Source organism: Verrucosispora sp. WMMC514 (assembly GCF_027497295.1).
Lineage (GTDB): Bacteria > Actinomycetota > Actinomycetes > Mycobacteriales > Micromonosporaceae > Micromonospora > Micromonospora palythoicola.
In genome coordinates, this window is sequence record NZ_CP114906.1 from 3367105 (window position 1) to 3391267 (window position 24163).

The window sequence follows — 24163 nt, forward strand, 5'->3', positions numbered from 1 at the left end:
GGATCGTGGGCCGGTCAGGGCGCTGTCGGGTCCGGCACCGGCTCGCGGCCACCGTGTCGTGTCTTCGCGGGCGTGGCGGTGTCGGCCAGTGGATCCGAGTCGAGCCCGCGCTGATCGGACGGTGACCTGCGGGCGAGGAGCCGTCGCACTGCGACGAGCGGGCGTACCTTCTCCAGCGGCAGGAAGCTGGTCATGGCGACCAGGTGCGGGGCGAACGAGATGGTGATGGTCGCGATCGTCACCAGGTGGAACGAGTAGAAGAAGCCGACCATGGCCAGCCGCCAGCGCTCGGGCAGCACGAAGACCAGCGGGCTGAGCAGTTCGAAGGCGAGAATGCCGAACTGGGCGACGAGCAGCAGGTGGGGCACCTGCGCGATCAGATCCGCCAGGTCGGTGCCGCGTCGGATGATCGCCTTCGCGAGCACCGAGCCGGTGGCCCAGTCCAGGCCGCCGAAACGGAACTTGGCCCAGGCGGCCAGGAAGTAGGTGCAGATCACCGAGATCTGGGTGACCCGCAGCGCCCAACCGCCGGCCTCCGTCCTGGTCGGGTCGCCGTGCCGGGCGCGGCCGGCGGTGGGCAGCACGGCCAGAGCGACGAGCAGGGCGAACCGGTCGTGGTCCACCTTGCCGTAGCTCATCGCGATGATCATCCACTCCAGGTAGAGCGCGAAGACCGTCCAGCCGAGCAGCCGGTGAGCGCGTCCGGTCGCGGCGAGCAGGGCCAGCAGCAGCAGGGCCCAGAAGATCACGCTCACCAGCGTCGCGGTGGGGGTGGGTAGCGGCAGTACGCGCCCGACGAACAGCGGTTGGTAGAGGTTGCCGGGTACGTCGACGCGGTCGCGTACCCAGGGGGTGAAGACGACCAGGTCGGCGGCGACGAACAGGTAGACGAGCGTGCGGAACGCGGCGACGCGACCGCGCGGCACCGCCTCGGTGAGCCAGCGGCTCATGGGGTGACCTGCCAGCGGACGACGGTCTCGTCGAGCCACCGGCCGGTGGGTCGGCGGTCGGTGACGTCGTGCCACCGGATCACGATCCGGACCTCGGCCAGTCCCGGTGCGTCGGGGTGGCGTCGGCCGTACGCCTCGGCGACCTCGCGCAACCGGCTGGGGTCGGCGACGTACCGACTCTGCTGGCCCTCGATCTCGGCCCGGCGGATGCCCGTCGCCGCCTCGCCCAGGTCGACGAGGTCGCCGTTGCGGTCGACCCCTTCCACCCGGGTGTCCGGTGCGTCCGCGTCGGCCGGATCGGAGGTGGAGTACATCCGGAAGGGGCCGAACGGGAAGTGGTCGTCGGCGCCCCAGGCCGTGCCGGCGAGCAGGACGGCGAGGCCGAGTGCCGTCACCGCCACCCGGACCGTACGGCCGCGGCTCGTCAACGCATCCATCGGATGCCGAAGATACGGCACCGGCGTGCGTTGCAGTGGCCTGATCGGCGGGCCGTGTCCCAGCTGTGACGGGTCCGGCGAGCGGACAGGTGGCGCAGACGCCGCTGGCCGGGCCCGATCGGGGCCCGGCCCGCGTGCCGAGATGAGATCAGTGCTTGTGCTCGGCCAGCTTCTTGCGCACGTCGTCCATGTCGAGCGCCTGAACCTGCTCGATGAGGTTCTCCAGAGCCGACTCCGGTAGCGCGCCCGGCTGGGCGAAGACGATCACGCCGTCGCGGATCGCCATGATGGTCGGGATGGACCGGATGTCGAACTTGGCGGCGAGTTCCTGCTGCGCCTCCGTGTCCACCTTGCCGAAGGTGATGTCCGCGTGCTTGTCCGACGATCGCTCGTAGACCGGAGCGAACCGCTTGCAGGGACCGCACCAGTCGGCCCAGAAGTCGACCAGCACGATGCCGTCGCCTTCGGTCACCTGGTCGAAGTTGGCCGTGGTCAGCTCGACGGTTGCCATGTGAGTCTCTCCGATCACGCGGAACAGCTACGTCTGGTGGAACTCGGGCGTCCCCCTTCGCATTCCCGTCGTGGTGCCACCGTAACCCTGGTCGCAGTCCGGATGGGGTGTTTGTCCGCATCGATCGCCGTCGGTCTCCGGGGGCGTCCGCAGATCGCACATGCATGTCGCATTTGCGTGACCGCCCGTAATGGGAGCGTTTCCAGTGAGATCAACGCTCTGACCGGGTACGAAGCGGTAACTTTGGCGCTGACTAGCAGCGATTCGACCTGCAGAGATCGCTTTTTGGCCGATGATATGTCACTCAGAGTAATGTAACAAAAAGATAAATGTGACCTCGGTCTCTGTGCGACAGGACGGGCGTACGGCAGAATCTTGAAGCATCAGAGCGTGGGCGGCGGGTGCCGGGGAGGGCCCCGCCGCTCATTGCGTCCGGCCTCGGTCCAGCCGCGCCGGCCCCACCCGCTCCGGTGCCTATCGGTCTCGGCCGGTGTGACATTCCGCCGCCCGTCGCGCCCCCGGCTTCGCCTTAACCCTCGATAAGGCATGCTGTGCCGAACTCCGCCGCCTCCGTCGAGGGAGACCAGGATGCAGTTCGGCCGCTACTACGAGGAGTTCGAGGTCGGCGCGGTCTACCGGCACTGGCCGGGCAAGACGGTCACCGAGTACGACGACCACCTGTTCTGCCTGCTCACCATGAACCATCATCCGCTGCACCTGGACGCGCACTACGCCGAGACCGCGAGTCAGTTCGGGCGCAACGTCGTGGTCGGCAACTACATCTACTCGCTCCTGCTCGGCATGTCGGTGCCGGACGTCAGTGGCAAGGCCATCGCGAACCTGGAGATCGAGTCGTTGCGGCACGTCGCACCCACCTTCCACGGCGACACGATCTACGGCGAGACCACCGTGCTGGACAAGCGGGAGTCCGCCTCCAAACCGGATCGTGGCGTGGTGGCGGTGGAGACGCGCGGCTACAACCAGGACGGCACGCTGGTCTGCGTCTTCCGGCGCAAGGTGATGGTCCCCAAACGGGAGTACGCGGCGGCGGCCGTTCCCGACGGCGTCGACCCCGAGCGGCCCAGCTTCCCCGAACCGCGCTGACCCGGGTGGTGACGTCCCGAGCCTGGACCCGTCGCGGCCGGTCGATCGCGGCCGGCGGGGAGGCGGTGGCACGCCGCGGCGGGTTCCCGCCGTAGGGGTTCGGTCCCCGTCCCGGGCGAATATGCTGGCGCCGGAGGTCCCGCCATGAGCGAGCGAATCACCACCGCCACCGCCTATTCCGCCACCGAGTGGGACCTGCTCACCGGTCTGCCCGGGCGGGTGATCGTGGCCGCCGCCCAACCCGGCCCGGGGCGTCCGCCCTGGAGCGTGGCGGCGGGTCTGGCCGGACTGGACGCGGTGGCGGCCGGACGAGCCTTCGACAGCGATCTGGTCCGGGCGGTGGTGGCCGCGATCTACGCCCGGCACGACGGGCCGTCCCGGCCGGCGGCGCCGCTCACCGATCTGGTGGACGTGCTCGCCGCCTGCCGGGCCGTCGTGCGGGTACTGGCTCGGCATGCCGATCCCGCCGACTCGGCCGCCTACCGGCAGTGGGTGCAGTCGGTGGCCGCCCGCGTCTGTCGTACCGCGTCCTCCGCCGTGCCCGGCGGTGTGCTGGCACCCGCCGACCGTCGGTTCCTCGACCGGCTCGGCGGCGCCCTCGCCCTGCGCTGACCGGTGCCCATGCCCGCGCTGACCGGTGCGCTGACCGGCCGCCCGACGGTGACAGCGGTCCGCCGCCGGCGGTGTGCGGGCGGTCCGCGTGGCTCCCGGTGCTCCGCGTGACTTCCGGTGCTCCGGGCGGTGGGAGGTGCTCCGGGCGGCGGGGCGTAACCTGCGTGACCGTGACCGGTGAGCAGCTCGACGTCGGCGTGGGGCCCTGGCCCGGCGACCCGCCGGAGGACCCCCGCTACGACCCGGAGCTGCTCGCCGCGGGGGATCGGCGCAACGTGGTCGACCGCTATCGCTACTGGCGACGTGAGGCCGTCGTCGCCGACCTGGACCGGCGGCGGCACGACTTCCACGTGGCGATCGAGAACTGGCAGCACGACCTCAACATCGGCACGGTGGTCCGCAACGCCAACGCGTTCCTCGCGGCCGAGGTGCACATCGTGGGCCGACGGCGCTGGAACCGCCGCGGCGCGATGGTCACCGATCGCTACCAGCACGTACGCCACCACGAGACGATCGACCAGTTGATCGTCTGGGCGGCGGAGCACGAGCTGCCGCTGGTCGGCATCGACAACCTGCCCGGCTGTCGGCCACTGGAGACCAGCACGCTGCCCCGGTGGTGCGTCCTGTTGTTCGGTCAGGAGGGTCCGGGGCTCTCCGAGGCCGCCCGTTCCGCATGCGACCAGGTCTTCTCGATCGCCCAGTACGGCTCGACCCGCTCGATCAACGCCGGGGTGGCGAGCGGCATCGCCATGCACGCCTGGATCCGCGCCCACGCCGGCCCACCTCCGACCTGACCCCACCCTCCACCGCTGTTGACCATGAAGTTGTTGTCGCGACACGCCGAGGAGCGAGATGACAACTTCATGATCGCGAAGGTGGGGGACGGGGGTGGGGGACGGGGGTGGGGAGCGGGGGAGGGGGTTGACGGGGGGCGGTTGGGGGGTGACGGTGGAGTGGTGACGGTTGCGGTGAGTTGTCCCAGATGCGGGGGGTCGGTCCGGTCGCCGGATCTGATGCACCCGGAATCCCGCTGCCCCGACTGTGGGCCGATCGCGCCCCTGCACGTGCCCGAGCACATCGGCGCGGAGATCGTGGCCAGCGTGGTCGACCACATCCGGGCCGCCGCCGGGCCGCAGCAGCCGGCGGTTCCGCTGTGGTGTCCGTGGCCGCTGCCGCCGGGCTGGACCACGACCGGCGTGGCGTGGGCCGGCGACGATCGGCTCGGAGTGCGGGCCACGGTGGTCGCCTGCGCCGGGCCGGCACCGTTGGGTGGTGGCCCGGCGGACCTGGTCTTCGTGGCGGAGGAGCCCGGCGTGGGGCTGGGCGCGCGGTACGCCGGAGTGCCCGGGCCCGACGCCGGACCGGAACTGGTCGAGGCGCTGACCGACCCCGGCCCGGGGCATCCCGGCCATGTCGGACGCGCCGGGATCAGGGTGGCCGGTCACCCGACTCCACTGTGGCTGGTGAACTCGCTGCCGGATCGAAGCGCGTACGCCGGCGAGGCTCGGGGAATGTGGCTCTATGCGATAGCCTGGCCGGCGAGTGCGGGGCATCTGCTCGCGGAGGACGTGCTGCTGCACGACCTGGTCGAGTGGACGCCGTCCGAGCTCGTGTACGGCGCTCCATCTCCGTACCTGCACGGGAAGGCTTGACAAGTCTCCCGGAATGTCGGAGAACGGACGCAGATATTCACGGTAAGACACCACGCTGATACTCTGGGTGCCGCTGCGGTAATGGGACCCGGCGCCGCGCGAGAGGATGGCCCGCCATGGTCAAGAAGGTCCTCACCTGGGCCGGAATCGCATTCTTGATCTTCTTCGTCGCCTACCGGCCAAATTCCGCCGCGGACGTGTTCAAGTCGCTGGGCGGCGGCATCATGGACATCGCCCAGGGCTTCGGCGACTTCTTCACCTCACTGGTCGCCTAGCCTCCGATGGGAAGCCCCTCCGGCCCGCCCTTCGATCCCGACGATCCCGACCGGGCCCGCCGGGAACGCGACACAGAGCCGATCCCTCGAATCGATCCCGACGACGGGCCGGGCTACGGCGCCGGCCCTCGCCTCTCCGACGGTCCGTCCTTCTCCGACGACGTCGGCTACGGCGACGGCCCGGGGTACGCCGGCGAAGGCCGGTCGGGGCGGGCCTGGGTGCGCGATCCGGAGGCCGGTTACCTCCACCCGGAGATCTCCGAGGAGGAGCTGGCCGGCCTACGCGCCGACGCCAGCGGTGGCACCCCGCGTCGGGTGCTGCCGCTGGAGGACGAGCCCAGCTCGTTGGTGGCCCGATACCTGTTTCCGACCGAGCGGTACCGGGGCGAGTGGAAGCGGCACTGGGTCCACCTCGCCACCCCGATCATCGTCGGCGTCGCCGCGACCTTCGTGCTCGGCTATCTCTCCGGCTTCCTCGCCGGTCAGGACGTCGGCGCGCTCACCACGATCGCGGTGCTGCTCTGGTTCGCGGTGATGGGCTGGGTGGCGTGGCGGGTCGCCGACTGGTGGTATGACCGCTTCATCCTGACCAACAAGCGGGTCATGGTGGTCAACGGGATCATCACCCGGCGGGTGGCGATGATGCCCCTGGTCCGGGTGACCGACATGAAGTACGAGCAGACGCCGGCGGGCCGGGCGCTCAACTACGGCACCTTCGTGCTGGAGTCCGCCGGCCAGGAGCAGGCGCTGCGCGAGGTCAAGAACCTGCCCAACCCCAACGAACTCTATCTGCGCGTCGTCGAGGAGATGTACGAGCCGCAGGCGGTCGAGGCCCGGCTGGGCAAGGAGCAGGACGAGGCGAAGGCCGACGACGGCGCCTGAAACTTCTTGTCCGAACATCGGAGATATTGCGCACCTTTCGTCCTCGACCCGCTGGTCCCGCTGTGGCAGGCTGCGGCAGGATCAGGCACGGAGGTGGTGTGTGGCCAGCAGCAACCCGCTGGAGGAGGAGTTCCGCGATTTCGTCGCGGCCCGCTCCGGTGCTCTGCTGCGGACCGCGTACCTGCTCACCGGCGACTGGGGCACGGCCGAGGATCTTCTCCAGACCGCGCTGACCAAGACGTACCTGGCGTGGAAGCGGCTGGGTGGGATCGAGGCGATCGAGCCCTACACCCGGCGTGTCATGGTCAACACCTCGACGAGTTGGTGGCGGCGTCGCTGGCACGGTGAGCGTCCGACCGAGGTACTGCCCGAGCATGCCGCGGCGGACGAGCTCGAACGCCAGCTGGACCGGGACGTGCTCTGGCGGCATCTGAGGGCCCTGCCCGCCCGGCAGCGCGCGGTGCTGGTGCTGCGCTTCTACGAGGACATGTCGGAGGCACAGACCGCCGCGATGCTCGAGATCTCGCCGGGCACCGTGAAGAGCCAGACCTCCCGGGCACTGGCCACGTTGCGCCGACGAATCGGCGCGGAGGAACCCTTCGGCCTGCGTGCCGGCAGGCCGGAGCCGACCGGTCAGCCGGCTGACCGGACCGGGCCCGGAAGTCCGCAACCGGAGGACGCTGGGCGCCCCGTGCGGGCCGCCCAGCGCCGGCCCGCCGGCGGGGTGGTACCGGCCCGTGGCGCCGGTACCGGTGCGACGGCCTCGCCCGACCGGATCTCCTCGCGCGGCACACCCGCCGCTGCGGGGGCCGACGGACGTGACGTCCCGCCGACGGCGCCCGGACCGGCGGCAGCTCAGCCCGGACCGGCGGCAGCGCAGCCCGACGCGCTGGTCGGAGAGCGGCGGTGATGCGGAAACCGGCAGCTCATGACAACCAGAGCCGGTTCCCGGATCGTCAATTGGACGTGTCGTCCGACGAGTTGGAAGGTGCCCTCCGGGAGATGCTGTCCCGGCGGGCGGCCGTGACGCGCGCGGTCGCCGCCGACCCGGCCGGTGCGGCGATCCGCCGGGCCGACCGGATCCAACGTCGCCGCACCCTGGCCGGGATGAGCGTGGCCGTGCTGGTGGTCGTGGCGGTCAGCGCGGGCAGCCTGCACCTGCGCGACAACCGGCCGCCGGCGGGCGGGACGGTGGTGATCGGCGACCCGGACCAGCGGCCGCTCGTCGAGCGCGTCACCGCACCACCCGGGCCGGACACCGCGGCCCCGATCGCCGAGGTCGACCTGCTGATCGACGGTTCGATCGCCACCGCGCAGGGTCGACGGGTGCCGCTGCTCGGCATCGGCGAGGTGGAACGGGTACACCGGCTCACCGACGGCCGTGGCTGGTTGGCGGTCGGGGCACCGACCCTGGCCGGGCGGTTCCTCTGGGCGGTGGCCGCGGATGGCACCGCGCAGGTGCTGCTGGCCGGTGCTGACGAGATCGTCCTGGACGCGGACGGCCGGCAGGTCGCCTGGAAGCAGGGCACGGTGCTGGCCGGCGCCGGGATCGTCAACGGTGAACTCGCCAGCACCGTACGGGCCGAGGCACCGGCCGAGGCGGTGCCGCTGCGGTTCGTCAACGGGGCGGTGCTGGTCAGGTTGGCGCCCGATCGCCCCGGGCACGTGCTGTGGACCCTGCAACCTGGTCAGCTGGAACTGGGCGGGGACCGAGCCAGCACCCACATCTTCGGCGCGCTGTCCGACGGACGCCTGGTCGGCGGGACCACTCCGGGCGTCGGGCTGCCCACCTGCCTGACCCTGCTCGACCCGGCCCGGGATCTGGCACCCAGCCAGCCGGACTGTGGGCCGGAGACGGCCGGTGACGGCCGAGGTGCGGTGTCGCCCGACGGACGCTGGCTGCTGGTCAACGGGCGGTCGGCGGGGGTGGACTCGGCGCTGCTGGTGGACCTGGCCATGTTCGACCTGCCCACCGCCGTACGGCCGGCGGGACCGCCGATGACCGGCACCGTGGTCTGGCGCAACCCCGACACGGCCTACTACGCCGACGCCGCCGGTGGCCTGGTGCGGGTGGCCGTCGACCGGGTCGTCGCGGGCCGTCCCGCCGCACCGACCGCCCTGCCCGGCCTGCCCGCCGGTGAGCTACCGGTGGTGGTGAGCGGTGGCTGACCGGGCGACCGGTGACCGCGGGCGATGACCTCCCGGATCGATCTGCACACGCACTCCACGGCCAGTGACGGCACTCTCCGCCCGGCCGAGCTGATGCGCGCCGCCGCGACGGCCGGACTGGACGTGGTGGCGATCACGGACCACGACACCACCGACGGCTGGGAACCGGCACTGCGTGCCCTGCCGACCGGGCTGCGGCTGGTCCGTGGCGCGGAGCTTTCCTGCCGGTGGGACGGTGAACAGCCTCCGGTGCCGCTGCATCTGCTGGCGTACCTCTTCGACCCGACGGATCCGGACCTGGTGGCCGAGCTGACCAGGGTGCGGGCGGCGCGGTTGGCCCGGGGCGAACGCACCGTGGACCTGCTGCGTGCCGACGGCGTCGACGTGCACTGGCCGGAGATCCTGGCTCTGGCCGGCGGCGGGACGGTGGGCCGGCCGCACATCGCTCAGGCGCTCATCCGGGCCGGGCTCGTTGCCACCACCACCGAGGCGTTCGGGCCGAACTGGCTTGGGCGGCGGTACCGGCTGCCCAAGGAGGACATCGACGTGTTCCGGGCCGTCCGGCTGATCCGGGCGGCCGGCGGCGTGCCGGTGTTCGCCCATCCCCGGGCCAGCCGGCGCGGCCGGATCGTGCCGGACGAGCTGATCGCCGAGCTGGCCGCGGCTGGACTGGTCGGCCTGGAGGCCGACCACGAGGACCATTCACCAAGCGAGCGGGCCCACGTACGCGGTCTCGCCGCCGAGCTGGGTCTGGTGGTGACCGGCTCCTCGGACTTTCACGGCAGTCACAAGACGGTTCGGCTCGGTGCCTTCACCACCGGTGTCGACGCGTACGAGCGGATCGTCGCGGCATCCTCCGGGGTGACCGAGGTCGCTTCGGGCTGACCTGGGTTTCGACGCCGACCGGCACGGCTACGGTGACCGGGTGGATCTCAAGCTCTTCGGCGAGGTCTTCGTGACCCTGCTGGTGATCGTCGACCCGCCCGGCATGATGCCGATCTTTCTGGCGTTGACCGGCCCGCTGTCCGCGCGGGAGCGCAACCGGGCCGCCTGGCAGGCGGTCGCGCTGGCGCTGGGCGTGATCGTGATCTTCGCGGTGGCAGGACAGACGCTGCTGGCCTACCTGCACGTCGACCTGCCCGCGTTGCAGGCGGCCGGTGGGTTGCTGCTGATCCTGGTCGCGCTGGAACTGCTGACCGGCAAGACCGACGACCCGACCAAGCAGGCCACCGCCAACATCGCCCTGGTGCCGCTGGGCACGCCGCTGCTGGCCGGGCCCGGCGCGATCGTGGCGACGATGCTCTTCGTCCAGCAGGGCGACGGACCCGCCGACTTCGCCGCGATCGCCGCCGCCATCGTCGCGGTGATGCTCACCGTCTGGATCGTGCTGCGGTTCTCCGGCGGCATCGTGAAGGTGCTACGCCCCGGCGGCATCGAGGTGCTCACCCGGATCGCCGGCCTGCTGCTGGCGGCGATCGCCGTACAGCTCATCGCGGACGCGATCGCGGCGTTCGTGGCGCAGTACAACGGTGCCGGCTGACCGGGTCGCCCGGTCTGTCGGGGGTGGATGGCAGGATCAGGTGGTGCGACGAGCCTCTCCAGCCGGACGACCCGCCGCCGGTGGCCGCCCGCCCCGGCCCCGCGACGCGCAGCCCGAGCAGCTCGGCTTCGAGGGCATGCCGGAGCGGCTGTTCGTCTGCACCCCGAGCCGCCTGGGTGCCTACGCCGACTGTCCGCGGCGTTACCGCTACTCCTACGTCGATCGCCCGGCGCCGCCGAAGGGCCCGCCCTGGGCGCACAACTCGCTCGGCGCCAGCGTGCACACCGCCCTGAAGAACTGGTACGCGCTGCCCACCGACCGACGCCGCCCGGAGGTGCTGCCGACCCTGCTCAAGAGCACCTGGGTGCGCGAGGGCTACCGCGACGACGAGCAGGAGCGCGAGTCCTACCGGCGGGCCCTCGGCTGGCTGGAGGCGTACGTCGCCGGGCTGGACCCGGCCGACGAGCCGGTCGGGGTGGAGCGGGTGGTGGCGGTGAAGACCGGGGTGCTGGCCTTCAACGGCCGTGCCGACCGGATCGACTCGCGGCCCGGCCCGCAGGGGCCCGAGTTGGTCATCGTCGACTACAAGACCGGTCGCTCCGGGTTGGACGGCGACGACGCGCGCGGTTCGCAGGCGCTGGCGCTGTACGCGTACGCGGCCGAGCGGGTGTTCCGCCGGCCGTGCCGTCGGGTCGAGTTGCACCATCTGCCGAGCGGCACCGTCGCCGCGCACGAGCACAGTGTCGAGTCGCTGGCCCGGCAGGTGAGCCGCGCGGAGGAGACCGCCCGCGACATCATGGCCGCCGAGCGGTCGGTCGCCGACGGCGCTGATCCGGACGACGTCTTTCCGACCGCCCCCGGGCCGCGCTGCGCCTGGTGCGACTACCGGCGCACCTGCCCCACCGGTTCGGCCCTGCCGGGCAAGGAGCCATGGGCCGCGGTGGAACGCTTCGCCGCGCCGACGACGGAGGACTGATCCGCGACCGACCTCGCGCCGTGCGTCAGGTGGTGGAGGAAGCAGCGGTCAGCCGCGCCGCGCGTTCCTTGGCGGCGCGCTGCACCGGGCCCTCCCGCCAGTCGCGGGGCAGGGCGGTGAGCGCGAGCCGCAGCGCGCGTACCGTCACGTCGGCCGACAGCGCGGTGGTCGGCAGGCCCAGTCCGCCGTACAGCCGTCGGGCCCACGGTGGCAGCAGGGCGAGCGCGGTGCCGGCGATGCCCAGGTACGCCCACCGGGGCGGGCCGAGGTTCAGCCCGATCCGGGCCGGCAGGCTGAGCTTCCAGGGCAGGGGTGGCGCGGTCAGGAACAGGGCGGTCTCGGCGGCCTCCCGGGTCATCCGCAGCTCTGGCCGGACCCGCCGGTAGTAGTCGGCCACCTCGGCGGCGGTGCCGGGCACGGTCTCGGGCGCCAGCCCGACGAGGGCGGCGGTCCGCCGCTGCTCGGTGTAGTAGCGGTCCACCTCGTCGGCGTCCAGCGGCACGCCGGCCCGCCGCGCGGTGTCGAGGAACGACTCCACCTCGGTGACGTGGACCCAGCGGAGCAGGTCCGGTTCGTCGATCCGGAACCGTTCGCCGGTGCCGGGGTCGACCGCGGTCATCCGGGCGTGCCGCCGACGCAGCCGCCGGCCGGCCCGCTCCGCCTCATCGGTGGTGCCGTAGACGGTGGTACCCACGTAGTCGGCGGTACGGATCAGACGCCCCCAGGCGTCCTGGCGGTAGTTGCTGTTCTGCGCCACCCCGGCCATGGCCCGTGGGTGCAGCGCCTGGAGGTAGAGCGAGCGCAGGCCGGCGACGAACAGGATCGGCTCCTGGTGCAGCTTCCAGGTGACCGAGGCGGGACCGAACAGGCCGACGTCGACGGTTTCCACCTGTCAAGGGTGCCACGCGAACCGAGGTGAACCCGTGCGGTCGGGTCTGCGTGTGGAGCAACAGGGCGTTGGGCGGATCAAGCACGGGCCCGTACGCTGACATCCACGATCACCCTCGGAGGTGCCGATGTTCGAGAAGGCGCTGGGCCTGCCCCTACACGTACTGGTCGTGCACGCCGTCGTCGTGTTCGTGCCGCTGCTGGTGCTGCTCGCCCTCGCGTACATCGTGCTGCCCCGGTTCCGCGCCCGACTGGACTGGGCGGTGGCGGTCCTGGCGGTGGTCGCGCCGATCACCGCGTGGGTCGCCACGGAGTCCGGTGAGGCGTTGCAGGCCCGGCAGATCGCGCGGGGCTTCTCGGGCGAGATCCTCGACAAGATCAACGAGCATGCGGCACACGGCGAGGTGCTGTTCCGCGTCACGCTGGGGCTCGGTCTGGCGGTCATCCTGCTGCTGGTCGCCACGAGCGGCCATGCCCGGGTGCCGAAGCTGCCCGGCTGGGTGCCGGCGGTGTTGTCAGTCGTGGTGCTGGGGCTGGGCGTCGCGGCCCTGGTCTACGTCTGGCTCAGCGGCCACTCGGGTGCCGAGATGGTCTGGGGCACCACGTACGAGTAGGCCGGCCACGGCCGCCGTGAGCGGGTACGCCCACCGCCGCGCCCGGGTGCCCGCTCAGAACAGCAGCCGGGTGCAGAGCAGACAGGTCAGCACCACCAGCACGGCTCCGGCGACCGCGCCGACGGCCCAGGTGACCCGCTGTGCCCGCTGCTCCTGCGCGTCCAGGCTGGCCATGTCCTGAGGCGGCAGCCGGCGGGGCGGTGCTGCCTGCAGGTGCACCGGGGGACGCCAACCGGGCGGTGGAGCGGTGGTGGGTGGCGGCCCGCTGTAGCCGCTCGCCCCACCGGAAGCGACATTCCCGGAGCTCGGGCCGGGGCCACCGCTCGGGCCGGGGCCACCGCTCGGGCCGGGGCCACCGCTCGGGCCCGGGGTGTCGTTCGGGGGCGGGGTCTCGTTCGGACCCGGGACGTCGTTCGGACCCGGGATGTCGCTCGGAAGCGGGGAGTGACTCCCGTCCAAAACAGGGACGGGTACCGACGGGTCTGGGCGGTGACTCGCATCGGCCGCCGCCGGAACGCGCTCCGCGGGAGGGCCGCCGGAGCGCCCGTCGCCAGAGTCGGGCCGGCGCCAGGCATCGTCCGGATCCGGACCGGATGGGGGCATCGTCACGCTGTCCGACGCTACCAACCACCTCGTCGCCGCTCCGCCAGGCCGCGCCTGTGGCGGTCGATACGAGCAACTTCGGGGATGGTGCTGCCTCCGTCGCGCGAGACCCAGCACGATCCCCGAAGTTGCTGCGTTGACTGCGTGGGGCAGAGGGTTAATGTTGTCGTTCGTGAGCGATTGGCGGGGTGAGGACGATCGCGCGGTCGAGTTGACCGACGACTTCGTGGTGCTGCCGGAGCAGACCGCGGACGACACCGACCACGGGTGGGGCGAGCGGGCCGGCGACAACGACGATCGGCTGCTCGCCGAGCGCCCGCCACACTGGGACTGAGCCCGGCAGGCGCCCGTCAGCGTGCCCGCCGACGCCCCTGCTGCGTCGGGCCCGCCCGCCAGCAGCCGTGCTGCCCGGCAGAGGTGCTCCTTGACGGGGTGCCCTTGCCGGCCGGCACCGCAGCTTGCCGGTCACCCCAGCTTGCCGGTCAGCGCTGCAGTCACTCGGTCAGCACCGCAGCCGGGGGCGTGCCGACGGTCAGGAGGGGCTGGCCGTGGCCGTCGCCTTGCTCGCTCCGCCGGAGGGTCCTCCCGATGGACCACCGGACGACCCGTTGCCGGAGCCCGACGAGCCGGACGCGGACGACGCGGAGCCGTTCGACGAGGAGCTCGCGGAGTCAGCGGATTTGGAGCCGGACGACGAGGACTCCGACTTGGCACCGGAACCGTTCGACGTGGTGTCCGAGCCGGAGGAGCGGGAGTCTGTGCGGTAGAAGCCCGAGCCCTTGAAGACGATGCCGACCGAGTTGAACAGCTTGCGCAGTCGTCCCTCGCACGCCGGGCAGTCGGTCAGCGGCTCGTCAGAGAAGGACTGCACCGCCTCGAGCTGGTGACCGCACGCGGTGCAGGCGTACTGGTACGTGGGCACGTTCCCCTCCGGATCTGGCACGGCCGAATTGGCACTCGACGTATTCGAGTGCCAATGGTGCGTCATCGCCCCCCGGTTCGTCCAGCGGAAGTGTGGGGCACGACACCCGCGAGCGTCAGCAGGCCGCCGGTCGGCGTGACCACCGCCCGTACCGGCAGGTCGTGTGGTTCGGCCGGCACCTCGGAAAGCAGTTCACCGTCGTACAGCGGCACCACCGTGAGGACGGTTGCCGGTACCCGCGCCAGGGCGCGGTCGTACGACCCGCCGCCGCGTCCCAGGCGGATCCCTCGTCGGTCCACGGCCAGGGCGGGCACCACCACCAGGTCGGCGGTGGCCACGGCGGTGACCCCCAGCCGGGGGCCGGTCGGCTCGCGGATGCCCCGCCCGGCGGCGACCATCGCCTGCGGCCCGTCCCAGACGGCCCAGTCCAGGTCGAGGTCGTCACGCAGCACCGGCAGCAACAGGTCCGCCCCGGCGGGCAGCGCCTCGGCGAGCACCGTCGGCAGCTCCGACCCGCCCGGCTCCCCACCGACCGGGGCGTACGCGGCTGTCCGGCCCGGTCGCAGCCGGCTGACCAGGGACGCCAGTTCGTCCTGAAGGCGTGTTGCGGCGGTGGCGCGCTCAGCGTCGGTGCGGGCGCGGCGGCGGGCGAGCAACTCGATCCGGGCGGCCCGCTTCGCGTCATGCGTCACTTCCGCTCCTTCCGCAAATTCCGGCACGCAACACTCCTCACGCAACGCTTGCCTACCCGTTGCTCTGTGTCAGCATCGCAGGCAACGGTCGCGCAACTTCCGGGGGGAAGGGGAAGCGTTGACGCTACGCGGGCGGTTGACCGCAGCCTTCCTGGCGGTGGCGTTCGGCCCGGTCCTGCTCGGTGCCGTCTTCGTCGCGTCCACCGTAGCGGCGGTCGACCGCAGTCGTGCGACCGAACGGCTGGCGGTGGCCGCCACGGCCGTACGTACCTCGGTCGACGCCCTCTGCCAGCAGCTACGCGCCGCAGCCGACGCGGTCGCCGTCACCGCTGACCACGCCGCGGCGGCCGCGCAGGTGGTCAGCCGGGGCCTGGCCACCGCGGTGCTCGTCACCGACGTGACCGGTCGGGTCGGCTACGCCACGCCGGATCCGCCCCCGGCACCCTGGCGGGACTGCACCGCGCAGGCCGCGCCCGGCGGAGGGGCGAACGCCCTGGTGGCGCGGGTGCAGCTACGCGACGCCGCCGGCACGTCGCTGGGTACGGTGGCCGCCGCCCAGCCGGTCGACCCGGCCTTCGTCGCGCGGCTCGCCGCGGTGACCGGGGTGGCGGTGACCCTGCTCGACGGGGCCGCGCCGGTGCAGGTGGCGCACACCACCGAGTCCGGCAACGGTCGGGACGCGGTGCTCGCCGCCGCGGCCTCGCTGCGCGACGAGCACGTCGCCGGCACCACCGACGGCCGGTACGTACGTCGCGCCGGCCCGACCGTCGGCCAGCCGCTGCCCCTGGTGCTCTCGGTACCCAGTGACCAGCCCCCCGGGCTGCATGCGGTGCTGGTCGCGGTGGTGCTGATGGCCGCCCTGCTGGGCGTGGCAGCCGCCTGGCGGCTGGCCCGGGTCACCACTCGGCCACTCGTGGAACTGGCCGGTGCGGCGGACCGGGTCGCCACCGGCGATCTCACCGCCCGGGTGCCGGTACGCAGCCGCGACGAGATCGGCCGGCTGGCCGTCGCCTTCAATCGGATGACCCGCGAGACGGGCGGCTACCTGGCGGCGCTGACCAGCAGCCGGGACCAGTTGCGCGGGCACCTCGCGGTGCTCGGTGACACCCTGGCCAGTACCCACGACCTGCCCCGGATCCTGCGGGTGATCCTGCACAGCGCGCTCGCCGCGACCGGGGCCCGCGCGGGGGCGGTACTCCTCACCGACCAGGGTGAGCACCTTGTCGCCCGGTGCAGCGAGGGGCTCGACGAGCGCGGTCCCGGCACCGCGCCACTGCGGGTGCCGCTGGGCAGCGGGGTGGTCGGCGCGGTCGCGGCGACCGGTCAGCCCCGTCGGGGTCGGGCCGAAGCGGCGAGCGTCGACCCGGACGAGCCGCGCTGCCGGACGTACATCGCGGTGCCGTTCGCCGCGCCCGACCCGACCGGCGGCGACGTCTCGGGCGTGGCCTCGGCGGCTGCCGCCCAGGGGCGGCCGTCGGAGGTGGTGTTGGGCGTGCTGGCGCTCTACGACCGCCTCGGTGGCGACGAGTTCGACGACGACGACCTGGCCACCCTGCGCACCTTCGCCCGGCACGCGGCGGTCGCCGTGGACAACGTGCGCGTACACGAGGAGGCGCAACGACTGTCGCTCACCGACCCGCTGACCGGGTTGTGGAACTACCGGTACCTGCGCGAGTCGCTGCGCCGGGAGGTGGAACGGGCCAGCCGGTTCGGCCGCATGGTCAGCGTCCTCGCCCTCGACCTGGACCGCTTCAAGCGGGTCAACGACACCTACGGGCACGCGGCCGGGGACACCGTGCTGGCCGAGTTCGCCCGGCGGGTACGCGGCGAGATCCGCGAGGTGGACCTGGCCTTCCGGCGGGGTGGCGAGGAGTTCGTGGTGCTGCTACCGGAGACCGACGCCCGTGGCGCGGCAACCGTCGCCGAGCGGCTCGGCGCGGCCGTTCGCGACACCCCGGTGACCGTGGTGGGGCACGCCGGTGTCCGCGAGCTGATCCCGGTGACCGTCTCCGTCGGCATCGCCGTCTTTCCCGACCACGCCGACACCGGCCCGCAGGTGCTGGCGGCGGCGGACGAGGCGTTGTACGCCGCGAAGACGGCCAGCCGGGACACCTGGCGCCTGGCGCCGGCCCGGGAGCCGTCGCCGACCCGTGAGGTACCGGTGCCGGCGGTCGCCCGCAGCCCCGCCGACGGACTGCCCAGGGCCGGACCCGACGCGCCGATCACCACCGGCGACCCGTCGGCCGGGCCCTGACCTGCCGGCACCAGCATCGGCCCGCCGGGTGTCGACCTGCCGGCGTCGACCCCCGTCGGTCGGCCCGTCGCCCCGGTCCGGGCGGGCCGACCACCGGCGGTCCGCCGACCTGACCGGGACGCCACCGGTAACCGGCAGAACCGGTCCGGCGGGCGGCGCGTCTTCCGGTCCTCACCCGCCGAGTCAGGGCCGTGGCCGATAGTCTCGCGACATGTCGGAGCACTCAGCGAACCCCTCAGCGACCGCCGCCACCGGCCGTCCCCGTGCCGTCAAGGCCGTCATCCCGGCCGCCGGACTGGCCACCCGGTTCCTACCGGCCACCAAGGCCGTTCCCAAGGAACTGTTGCCGGTGGTCGACCGACCGGTGCTGCAGTACATCGTCGAGGAAGCCGCCCAGGCCGGCATCGGCGACGTGCTGCTGATCACCGGCCGCGGCAAGACGTCGATGGTGGACCATTTCGACCGTCGCCCTGACCTGGAGGAACGGCTCGCGGAGAAGCCCGACCTGCTCGCCGCCGTCAAGCGGACCGAGGAACTGGCGTCCATCTACACCTGTCGGCAGCCGGAGCAGTTGGGTCTCGGGCACGCCGTCGGGTACGCCGAGTCGCACGTCGGCGACGAGCCCTTCGCGGTGCTGCTCGGCGACGAGTTCGTCAACCTCAGTGAGCCGCTGCTGCCCGCGATGCTGGAACTCCAGGCCCGTACGGGCGGGGTGGTGCTCGCCTTCTTCGAGGTCGACCCGGCGGAGACAAAGCGGTACGGGATCGCCTCCGTCGAGCCGGCCGAGTCCGAGCTGACCGACATCGGCGAGGTCGTCAGGGTGACCGGCATGGTGGAGAAGCCGAAGCCGGAGGACGCGCCGAGCAACCTCGCCGTGCTCGGCCGGTACGTGCTGCCCGGCAAGATCTTCGATGCCATCCGCCGGACGGAGCCCGGCAGCGGCGGAGAGATCCAACTGACCGACGCGATGGAGATCCTGCGTACCGAGGGGACACCGGTCCACGCGATCGTCTACCGCGGCACCCGCTACGACACCGGCATGCCGCTGGGCTACCTGCAGACCGTGGTCCAGATCGCGGCCGACCGCGAGGACCTCGGTAGCGAGTTCCGCAAGTGGCTGGCCGAGTTCGTCAACTCCGACGCGTCGGGCGGTCCGAATACATGACCGCGACGGCCGACGCCGAGGCGGCCGAAAACGGGTTGACGCCGCTCGCCGACTACCTGGGCAGCGTGCTGCGCAGGTTGCGCGCGCTGCCTCCGCTCGACCTCGACCTCACCCAGGCGTACGGCAACGTCCTCGCCGAGGACGTCGTCGCTCCGCACTCCTTCCCGGCCTTCGACCAGGCGGCCGTGGACGGGTACGCCGCGCGCTGGGAGGACATCGCCGGTGGGGGCCGGGGCGTGGGATACGTCCCGGTCCAGTCGGGTCGGCCGGGCGGTCGCACCGTACGGCTCAACGTCGTCGGTGATCTCGGCGCGGCAAGCTGGCGGCCGGTCCGACTCACACCGGGGTCGTGTTTCTCGGTGGCGGCCGGCGCACCACTGCCGATCGGTGCCGACGTGGTCGTGCCGGTGGAGTGGACCGACCAGGGCATGGCGGCGGTGGAGATCTTCCGGGTCCCGAAACGGGGGTACGGGGTCCGGCGGACGGGCGAGGAGGTGACCGGCGGTGCGCTGCTCGCCCGCTCCGGCACCTACGTCTCTCCGGCGCTGGTGGCGGTGCTCGCCGCGACCGGCATCGGCCATGTGGTGGTGCGTCCGAGCCCCCGGGTGGTGATCGTGGCCACCGGCGACGAACTCGTCGACGTGGGGCGGGGCAGCCAGCCGGGTCAGGTGGTGGACGCCAACTCGCACGCCCTGACCGCCGCGGCGGCGGAGGTGGGGGCGTTGGCCTACCGGGTGGGTATCTGTGACGACGATCCGGAGGGGCTGCGTGGGCTGCTGGAGGACCAGACCCTGCGGGCCGATCTGATCATCACGACCGGTGGCACCGGCACCGGGCCGGGCGACATGGTCCGCCGGATCCTGTCCCGTCGAGAGGGCAGCCGCGCCGGTCCGGTCACCTTCACGGACGTGGCGCTCTACCCGGGCACCGCCCTCGGCTTCGGCACGGTCGGCGCCGAGGAGGTGCCGGTGGTGTGTCTGCCCGGCGACCCGGGGGCCGCGATGATCGGCTTCGAGGTGCTGGCCCGGCCGGCGATCAATCTGCTGGCCGGCGCGGAGCCGGTGTTCCGGCCCAGCGTACGGGCGCACCTGCTGGAGACCGTCGCCTCGCCGGCCGGGCTGCGCGAGTTCCGGCCCGCGCACGTCGCCGAGCGGCGGGGCGGGGGTTACACTGTCCAGCCGCTCAACGGCGGCCCGTTCACGCTCTCCGGCCTGGCAGAGGCGAACGGACTTCTCGTTCTCGGCGAGCGGGTGACCGCCGCGGCCGCCGGCTCCACCGTCGACGTGTTGCTGCTGGACCGCCGCCGGTGACCCACCGGTGACGTTCGGGAGTGGAGGTTCGGTGTTCCGACGGGCGCCTGGCTGGCCGGCGGTGCTCTCCGACGGCCCGGTACTCCTACGGCCGTACCGGCGGTCGGACGCGGCGGCCTGGTCGCAGGTGCGCCGAGCCAACCGGGAGTGGCTGGCCCCCTGGGAGTCATCGCTACCCGGCGACTGGGACGACCTGAACTCCCCGGCGACGTTCCGCTGGGTCTACCGCGACCAGCGACGCTCGGCCCGCACCGGCGAGGGGATGCCGTTCGCGGTCTGTCTGCACTCCGACGGTGTGGAGCGGCTGGTCGGTCACATAAACGTGGGCAACATCGTGCGCCGAGCCTTCTGCTCCGGATACGTCGGCTACTGGGTGGACCGGCGGGTGGCCGGCCGAGGCGTCATTCCCACCGCGCTTGCCCTGGCCGTCGACCACGCCTTCGGCCCCGGCGGTCTGCACCGGATCGAGGTCAACATCCGCCCGGAGAACCGGCCGTCCCGTCGGGTGGTGGAGAAGCTGGGCTTCCGCGAGGAGGCGTACCACGCGCGCTACATGCACATCGACGGTGCCTGGCGCGACCACATCGGCTACGCGATGACCAGCGAGGAGATCGCCGCCGAGGGTGGCCTGCTGGCCCGCTGGCACCGGCTGCGCGCCCGTACCCCGTGAGCCGTCCCACGTGCGGGATCGGCGCGGCGCGGCGGTTCCCGCGACGGTGACCCGTAACCTCAGGTAACTGCAAGCTGCGGCAGGCGCTGTCCGCTCCGCACGATTCACGTCGCCGACGCCGATCGGTGGAAGATCCTGCGGCCGGCTCGCGCTTGCTCCGAATCTGGTGACGGGAGGGGTGAGGGTGCCGACCTCGGTGCTCCTCGCCGTCCTCGCCGCCGCCGGGCTGCTCGCCCTCGCGCCGGCGCTGGTTCGCCGGTACGACGCCGCCGAGCGGCTGGTGGCGGAGCGGGCGCAGTCGACGGCGCGGGTGCTCCAGCGCCGCCGACGTCGCCGTACTGTCCCCGGGCGGCGGCCGGTCAACCCGTCCCGCGCCCTGGTCATCACTCTCAGCGAAGATCCCGACTCGGGGGAACTCGCCACTCCGGTCTCCGGTCCGCCCGCCCTGCGGCGTGCGGTTCCCGCCCCGCCGCGCTCGGGCGAGGCACCCGGCCGGGTGCCTCGCTCGCGTGCCACCGGTCAGCCAGGTGACGCCTCCGTCGGCGACGCGGCAGCGAACGGTGGGAACGCCGGGCGGGCACTGCCGCGACGTTCCGGAAGGCCCAGCCGGCTGCGCGCCGTGCCGGCCGGCGGGAACCGTCCCCGCCGTCGCCCCGACCGCCGTCGCCACCACACCCCCGCCATCTACCGCCGTCGCCGGGTGCTGGCCGCGCTGGTGCTGCTCAACGCGGTCGAGCTGGTTGGCGTGCTGGTGGTGGGCCCCGGCTTCTGGATCAGCTTCGCGGTCACCGCCACCCTGCTGATCGTGTACGTCGTACACCTGCGCGCCCGCGCGGTGGCCGACCGTCGCCGACGCCGGGCCCTGGCCCGCGAGGCCGCGTGGCTGGCCGCCCGCCAGGCCGAGGTACGCCGGGAGCAGGCGCGCCGGGCGGCTGCCCGCCGGGAGGCGCAGCGCCGCCTGGCGGCCCAGCGGGAATCCGTCCGGCGCAGCGCGATGGGCCTGGACCGCCCGGCAGACCTGCCGCAGGCGGCCAACGGCGGCTCGGTCTCCTACCGCCGTGCCGGCGGCCTGCGTGGCCGCCCCTACGAGGCCGGCCCCGGCTCAAACAGCGCCTGACCCCGCCCTTCGCTCGCGCCCGTCGGCGGGCGAGGCGACAGGTTCGGGGAAAGTGCTGGCTCGGGCCGGCCGAAGGCCGCACTATCGGGGAAAATGCGCGGATCTCGCCCACCCGGCCCGGTCGAGGTGGGCCGGGCCGGGTGGGCGGGGTGATTCGCGGCGGGAGTGCTCGACCTGTTAGCCTTGTCGCCGGCCCGCCCGGTGACAGCCGGGTGGGACCGACGCCGGTTGGCCGGCGGAGGGGCTGTGGCGCAGACCGGTAGCGCACCTCGTTCGCATCGAGGGGGTCAGGGGTTCAAATCCCCTCAGCTCCACCCAGTTCAAAGGCGGGTTCTCGAATGATCGAGAATCCGCCTTGATCGTTTGACCGGCAATGCCGGCGCGGCGGTTGGTGCAGACTGGCCGGATGCGGGGTGACGAACGGCAGGCGCGGGTTCGGGAGGTACGCCGCAGGCTGGCGCAGAGTGGCCCGCCGTGGACGCGGGAGCACGAACGGGACTTCGAGACGGTCACTCTGCCGGAACGGGATTGTGATCTGCTGCGGGACCTGTTGATCTCGGACCGGGTCGAGACCGTGGTCGAGGTCGGGCTCGCGTACGGCAGCTCCGCGTTGGCGATCGGGGAGGCGTTGGTCACGATCGACCCGCCGCATCCCCGGCACATCATTGTCGACCCTTTCCAGCAGCGGGCGTACGCGAACGTCGGCTGGGACCTGTTACGCACCGCCGGCCTGGACTCCACCGCCAGGCTGATGTGCGCGTGGTCCTCGATCGCGCTTCCAGCACTCGTCACCGATGGTCTGATCGCCGACGCGGCGTTCGTGGACGGTAGTCATCGCTTTCACGAGGTCTTCGTGGACCTCTACTTTCTGCGCAAGATCGTTCGGCCGGGCGGGTTGATCGTGATGGACGACGACTGGACGCCGTCGGTGCGTACCGCGGTGCGGTACTACGAGAGGAACCTGGGCTGGGCGGCGATCCCCGACGCCTTCACGGGCGGCACGCTCCGCAACATCGGCGACGACCCGGCGGCGGAACTGGTGCCCCGTTGCCGGGCGATCCGGCTGCCCGAGTCGATGGCCGAGCCGCCCTTCGAACAGTTTCACCCCTCCTGAACAGCACCCCACGTCACGTCTGTCCTGAGTGGGCGATCAGGTTGGCCTGGCTGCGGTGCGGCCGTGTTGTAGCGGCCGACGCGTTACGGCCGAGATTCGGATAGATGTCATTGCCTTGACGGCGATGAATGTTAACGCTATCAATGAGGGAGCGGGCACGGCGGGCACGGTCGGACGGGGACCGTGCCCGTCCCGGACGACCGGCTCGCGGTGGCGGGAGGGCGAGGGCGATGGCGCGTCGGAAGCTCACGTACCGCAGTTGGGCAGCGCTGACCGCCGCCCTAGTGATGGCGGCGATCAGCTCCCTGGTGGGGCCGGCCGCTCCGGCGCGGGCCGCCGCCGTCACGTTCACCAACCCGTTGGCCGAGCAGCGCGCCGACCCGCACATCTACCGGCACACCGACGGCTACTACTACTTCACCGCCACGGTGCCCGAGTACGACCGGATCGTGCTGCGCCGCGCCACCACTCTCCAGGGGCTTGCCACCGCCGCCGAGCGGGTGATCTGGCGCCGGCACGGCAGCGGCGAGATGGGCGCGCACATCTGGGCCCCGGAGATCCACTTCATCGACGGCCGGTGGTACGTGTACTTCGCCGCCGGCCGCACCGACGACATCTGGGCCATCCGGCCGTACGTGCTGGAGAGCGGCGCCGCGAACCCGCTCGACGGCCCGTGGATGGAGCGTGGCCAACTCCAGCCGGCGCGCAGCAGCTTCTCCCTCGACGCCACCACCTTCGTGCACCACGGTCAGCGCTACCTGGCCTGGGCGGAGTACGCCGGCAACAACTCGAACATCTACCTCGCCCGAGCGGTCAACCCCTGGACGTACGCGGGCACCCCGACCCTGATCGCCACCCCGTCGTACGCCTGGGAGACCCGGGGTTACCGGGTGAACGAGGGGCCGGCGGTGCTGATCCGCAACGGCCGGGTCTTCATGACCTATTCGGCGAGCGCCACCGACGCCAGTTACGCCGTCGGGCTGCTCACCGCCTCGGCGAACAGCGACCTGCTGAACCCGGCGTCCTGGAGCAAGCGCGCCACACCGGTGCTGGCCAGCGACAGCCGGACCGGCCAGTACGGCCCGGGGCACAACTCGTTCACCGTCGCCGAGGACGGCAGCGATGTGATCGTCTACCACTCCCGCAACTACGAGCGGTACCTCGGCAACGGTTACGACCCGCTCAACGACCCGAACCGGCGGACCCGGATCCAGCGGGTCTACTGGAACGCCGACGGCACCCCGAACTTCGGCGTACCGGTGCCGGACGGCCTGACCCCGGTCCGGCTGCGCGCCCACGATCTGCCCGATCGCTACCTGCGGCACTGGGAGTTCCGGGTCCGGCTGGAGCCGAACGTGACGAACCTGGCCGACTCGCAGTTCCGGATCGTCGCCGGCCTGTCGAACTCCGCGGCGATCTCGCTGGAGTCGACGAACTACCCCGGCTACTTCCTGCGGCATCGCAACCACCAGATCTGGGTGGAACGCAACGACGGCTCGAACCTCTTCCGGCAGGACGCCACCTTCACCCGCCGCTCCGGGCTCGCCGACCCGACGAAGGTGTCCCTGGAGTCGGTCAACTTCCCCGGCCAGTACGTCCGTCACCGGGACGGACTGCTCTACCTGGAGCCGGTACCGGACGCGACCGCACGTGCGTCGGCCACCTTCGCCCTGGAGTAGCCCGTCCCAACCGCGTCGGGCCGGACT

26 protein-coding genes, 1 tRNA gene and 1 pseudogene are annotated in these 24163 nt (G+C 72.4%); 22 read left to right on the forward strand and 6 right to left on the reverse strand.

Translation table 11 applies throughout. The features are described from left to right. Nucleotides 1-14: 14 nt before the first annotated feature. The 3 genes from O7597_RS15765 to trxA form a co-directional block, all read right to left on the reverse strand. Nucleotides 15-950, reverse strand: coding sequence for an HTTM domain-containing protein (locus O7597_RS15765; protein WP_269739943.1), 936 nt, complete (start codon nt 948-950; stop codon nt 15-17). After that, nucleotides 947-1387 (reverse strand): hypothetical protein, encoded by a 441-nt coding sequence (locus O7597_RS15770; RefSeq protein ID WP_269739942.1) that lies wholly within the window; start codon nt 1385-1387, stop codon nt 947-949. Before O7597_RS15770 ends, O7597_RS15765 begins: the two co-directional genes overlap by 4 nt. Before the next feature lie 148 nt (nt 1388-1535). After that, nucleotides 1536-1898, reverse strand: coding sequence for a thioredoxin (trxA, locus tag O7597_RS15775; RefSeq protein WP_269739941.1), 363 nt, complete (start codon nt 1896-1898; stop codon nt 1536-1538). A 588-nt stretch (nt 1899-2486) separates the two neighbouring features. Here trxA and O7597_RS15780 point away from each other — a divergent pair. The 11 genes from O7597_RS15780 to O7597_RS15830 all read left to right on the forward strand — a co-directional run bounded on the left by O7597_RS15780 (nt 2487) and on the right by O7597_RS15830 (nt 11108). Next, nucleotides 2487-3002 carry a MaoC family dehydratase gene (locus O7597_RS15780; RefSeq protein WP_269739940.1) on the forward strand — a complete coding sequence of 172 codons (516 nt, stop codon included), beginning with the start codon at nt 2487-2489 and terminating at the stop codon, nt 3000-3002. A 144-nt stretch (nt 3003-3146) separates the two neighbouring features. Beyond that, nucleotides 3147-3614: a hypothetical protein gene (locus O7597_RS15785; protein WP_281583142.1), complete on the forward strand. Its 468-nt coding sequence runs from the start codon at nt 3147-3149 to the stop codon at nt 3612-3614. Nucleotides 3615-3784: 170 nt separating this feature from the next. After that, on the forward strand, nt 3785-4408 hold the full coding sequence (locus O7597_RS15790; protein ID WP_269739938.1) for an RNA methyltransferase: 624 nt from the start codon (nt 3785-3787) through the stop codon (nt 4406-4408). 174 nt (nt 4409-4582) lie between these two features. After that, nucleotides 4583-5266, forward strand: coding sequence for a DUF6758 family protein (locus tag O7597_RS15795; RefSeq protein ID WP_348650806.1), 684 nt, complete (start codon nt 4583-4585; stop codon nt 5264-5266). A 116-nt stretch (nt 5267-5382) separates the two neighbouring features. Continuing rightward, the gene (locus O7597_RS15800) at nt 5383-5541 is read left to right on the forward strand and encodes a hypothetical protein (RefSeq protein ID WP_007455302.1); all 159 of its coding nucleotides are present in this window, start codon (nt 5383-5385) and stop codon (nt 5539-5541) included. A gap of 6 nt (nt 5542-5547) precedes the next feature. Beyond that, nucleotides 5548-6423 (forward strand): PH domain-containing protein, encoded by an 876-nt coding sequence (locus tag O7597_RS15805; RefSeq protein ID WP_269739936.1) that lies wholly within the window; start codon nt 5548-5550, stop codon nt 6421-6423. A 100-nt stretch (nt 6424-6523) separates the two neighbouring features. Beyond that, complete coding sequence (locus tag O7597_RS15810) at nt 6524-7333, forward strand: SigE family RNA polymerase sigma factor (RefSeq protein ID WP_281583144.1); 810 nt, start codon at nt 6524-6526, stop codon at nt 7331-7333. A 56-nt stretch (nt 7334-7389) separates the two neighbouring features. Then, complete coding sequence (locus O7597_RS15815; RefSeq protein ID WP_281583145.1) at nt 7390-8592, forward strand: hypothetical protein; 1203 nt, start codon at nt 7390-7392, stop codon at nt 8590-8592. 24 nt (nt 8593-8616) lie between these two features. Continuing rightward, a complete protein-coding gene (locus O7597_RS15820; protein WP_281583146.1) occupies nt 8617-9477 on the forward strand; it encodes a PHP domain-containing protein in 861 nt (286 codons plus the stop codon). Between the two features lie 40 nt (nt 9478-9517). Then, a complete protein-coding gene (locus O7597_RS15825; protein WP_269739932.1) occupies nt 9518-10132 on the forward strand; it encodes a MarC family protein in 615 nt (204 codons plus the stop codon). A 43-nt stretch (nt 10133-10175) separates the two neighbouring features. Then, nucleotides 10176-11108: a PD-(D/E)XK nuclease family protein gene (locus O7597_RS15830; RefSeq protein ID WP_281583147.1), complete on the forward strand. Its 933-nt coding sequence runs from the start codon at nt 10176-10178 to the stop codon at nt 11106-11108. A 25-nt stretch (nt 11109-11133) separates the two neighbouring features. Here the strand turns inward: O7597_RS15830 and O7597_RS15835 are convergent, their stop codons facing one another. After that, on the reverse strand, nt 11134-11997 hold the full coding sequence (locus O7597_RS15835; RefSeq protein WP_281583148.1) for an oxygenase MpaB family protein: 864 nt from the start codon (nt 11995-11997) through the stop codon (nt 11134-11136). A 127-nt stretch (nt 11998-12124) separates the two neighbouring features. Between O7597_RS15835 and O7597_RS15840 the strand changes: the two genes are divergently transcribed. The 3 genes from O7597_RS15840 to O7597_RS15850 all read left to right on the forward strand — a co-directional run bounded on the left by O7597_RS15840 (nt 12125) and on the right by O7597_RS15850 (nt 13980). Next, on the forward strand, nt 12125-12610 hold the full coding sequence (locus tag O7597_RS15840; RefSeq protein WP_269739929.1) for a DUF2231 domain-containing protein: 486 nt from the start codon (nt 12125-12127) through the stop codon (nt 12608-12610). 775 nt (nt 12611-13385) lie between these two features. After that, nucleotides 13386-13547: a hypothetical protein gene (locus O7597_RS15845; RefSeq protein WP_269739927.1), complete on the forward strand. Its 162-nt coding sequence runs from the start codon at nt 13386-13388 to the stop codon at nt 13545-13547. A gap of 214 nt (nt 13548-13761) precedes the next feature. Next, nucleotides 13762-13980 (forward strand): hypothetical protein, encoded by a 219-nt coding sequence (locus O7597_RS15850; RefSeq protein ID WP_281583149.1) that lies wholly within the window; start codon nt 13762-13764, stop codon nt 13978-13980. Between the two features lie 14 nt (nt 13981-13994). On the opposite strand, the pseudogene O7597_RS15855 reads toward O7597_RS15850, so the two are convergent. Together O7597_RS15855 and O7597_RS15860 are read right to left on the reverse strand one after the other, a co-directional pair. Further along, nucleotides 13995-14201, reverse strand: a pseudogene (locus O7597_RS15855) (FmdB family zinc ribbon protein); the annotation flags it as partial. Then, nucleotides 14198-14827, reverse strand: a complete 630-nt coding sequence (locus O7597_RS15860) for a 5-formyltetrahydrofolate cyclo-ligase (protein ID WP_281583150.1) — start codon at nt 14825-14827, stop codon at nt 14198-14200. The pseudogene O7597_RS15855 and the gene O7597_RS15860, both read right to left, overlap by 4 nt. Before the next feature lie 118 nt (nt 14828-14945). On the opposite strand from O7597_RS15860, the gene O7597_RS15865 reads away from it, so the two are divergent. From O7597_RS15865 to O7597_RS15900, 8 genes are all read left to right on the forward strand, one after another. Beyond that, nucleotides 14946-17081 carry a diguanylate cyclase gene (locus O7597_RS15865; protein ID WP_281583151.1) on the forward strand — a complete coding sequence of 712 codons (2136 nt, stop codon included), beginning with the start codon at nt 14946-14948 and terminating at the stop codon, nt 17079-17081. Between the two features lie 211 nt (nt 17082-17292). After that, nucleotides 17293-18246, forward strand: a complete 954-nt coding sequence (locus O7597_RS15870; RefSeq protein ID WP_269739924.1) for a UTP--glucose-1-phosphate uridylyltransferase — start codon at nt 17293-17295, stop codon at nt 18244-18246. Further along, complete coding sequence (gene glp / locus O7597_RS15875; protein WP_164446207.1) at nt 18243-19556, forward strand: gephyrin-like molybdotransferase Glp; 1314 nt, start codon at nt 18243-18245, stop codon at nt 19554-19556. The genes O7597_RS15870 and glp overlap by 4 nt, the downstream gene beginning before the upstream one ends. A 61-nt stretch (nt 19557-19617) precedes the next feature. Beyond that, complete coding sequence (locus tag O7597_RS15880) at nt 19618-20226, forward strand: GNAT family protein (RefSeq protein ID WP_216592750.1); 609 nt, start codon at nt 19618-19620, stop codon at nt 20224-20226. 184 nt (nt 20227-20410) lie between these two features. After that, nucleotides 20411-21343, forward strand: coding sequence for a hypothetical protein (locus O7597_RS15885; RefSeq protein WP_281583152.1), 933 nt, complete (start codon nt 20411-20413; stop codon nt 21341-21343). A gap of 240 nt (nt 21344-21583) precedes the next feature. Continuing rightward, nucleotides 21584-21657, forward strand: a tRNA-Ala gene (locus tag O7597_RS15890). Between the two features lie 92 nt (nt 21658-21749). Then, nucleotides 21750-22457, forward strand: coding sequence for a class I SAM-dependent methyltransferase (locus O7597_RS15895; RefSeq protein WP_281583153.1), 708 nt, complete (start codon nt 21750-21752; stop codon nt 22455-22457). 230 nt (nt 22458-22687) lie between these two features. Further along, nucleotides 22688-24136 carry a family 43 glycosylhydrolase gene (locus O7597_RS15900; protein ID WP_281583154.1) on the forward strand — a complete coding sequence of 483 codons (1449 nt, stop codon included), beginning with the start codon at nt 22688-22690 and terminating at the stop codon, nt 24134-24136. The last annotated feature ends 27 nt before the right edge of the window (nt 24137-24163 follow it).

Coding starts and splice junctions, on each gene's coding strand:
- O7597_RS15765 (WP_269739943.1), bottom strand. CDS start 950: ATGAGCCGCTGGCTCACCGAGGCGGTGCCGCGCGGTCGCGTCGCCGCG.
- O7597_RS15770 (WP_269739942.1), bottom strand. CDS start 1,387: ATGGATGCGTTGACGAGCCGCGGCCGTACGGTCCGGGTGGCGGTGACG.
- trxA (WP_269739941.1), bottom strand. CDS start 1,898: ATGGCAACCGTCGAGCTGACCACGGCCAACTTCGACCAGGTGACCGAA.
- O7597_RS15780 (WP_269739940.1), top strand. CDS start 2,487: ATGCAGTTCGGCCGCTACTACGAGGAGTTCGAGGTCGGCGCGGTCTAC.
- O7597_RS15785 (WP_281583142.1), top strand. CDS start 3,147: ATGAGCGAGCGAATCACCACCGCCACCGCCTATTCCGCCACCGAGTGG.
- O7597_RS15800 (WP_007455302.1), top strand. CDS start 5,383: ATGGTCAAGAAGGTCCTCACCTGGGCCGGAATCGCATTCTTGATCTTC.
- O7597_RS15805 (WP_269739936.1), top strand. CDS start 5,548: ATGGGAAGCCCCTCCGGCCCGCCCTTCGATCCCGACGATCCCGACCGG.
- O7597_RS15820 (WP_281583146.1), top strand. CDS start 8,617: ATGACCTCCCGGATCGATCTGCACACGCACTCCACGGCCAGTGACGGC.
- O7597_RS15840 (WP_269739929.1), top strand. CDS start 12,125: ATGTTCGAGAAGGCGCTGGGCCTGCCCCTACACGTACTGGTCGTGCAC.
- O7597_RS15870 (WP_269739924.1), top strand. CDS start 17,293: ATGTCGGAGCACTCAGCGAACCCCTCAGCGACCGCCGCCACCGGCCGT.
- glp (WP_164446207.1), top strand. CDS start 18,243: ATGACCGCGACGGCCGACGCCGAGGCGGCCGAAAACGGGTTGACGCCG.
- O7597_RS15895 (WP_281583153.1), top strand. CDS start 21,750: ATGCGGGGTGACGAACGGCAGGCGCGGGTTCGGGAGGTACGCCGCAGG.
- O7597_RS15900 (WP_281583154.1), top strand. CDS start 22,688: ATGGCGCGTCGGAAGCTCACGTACCGCAGTTGGGCAGCGCTGACCGCC.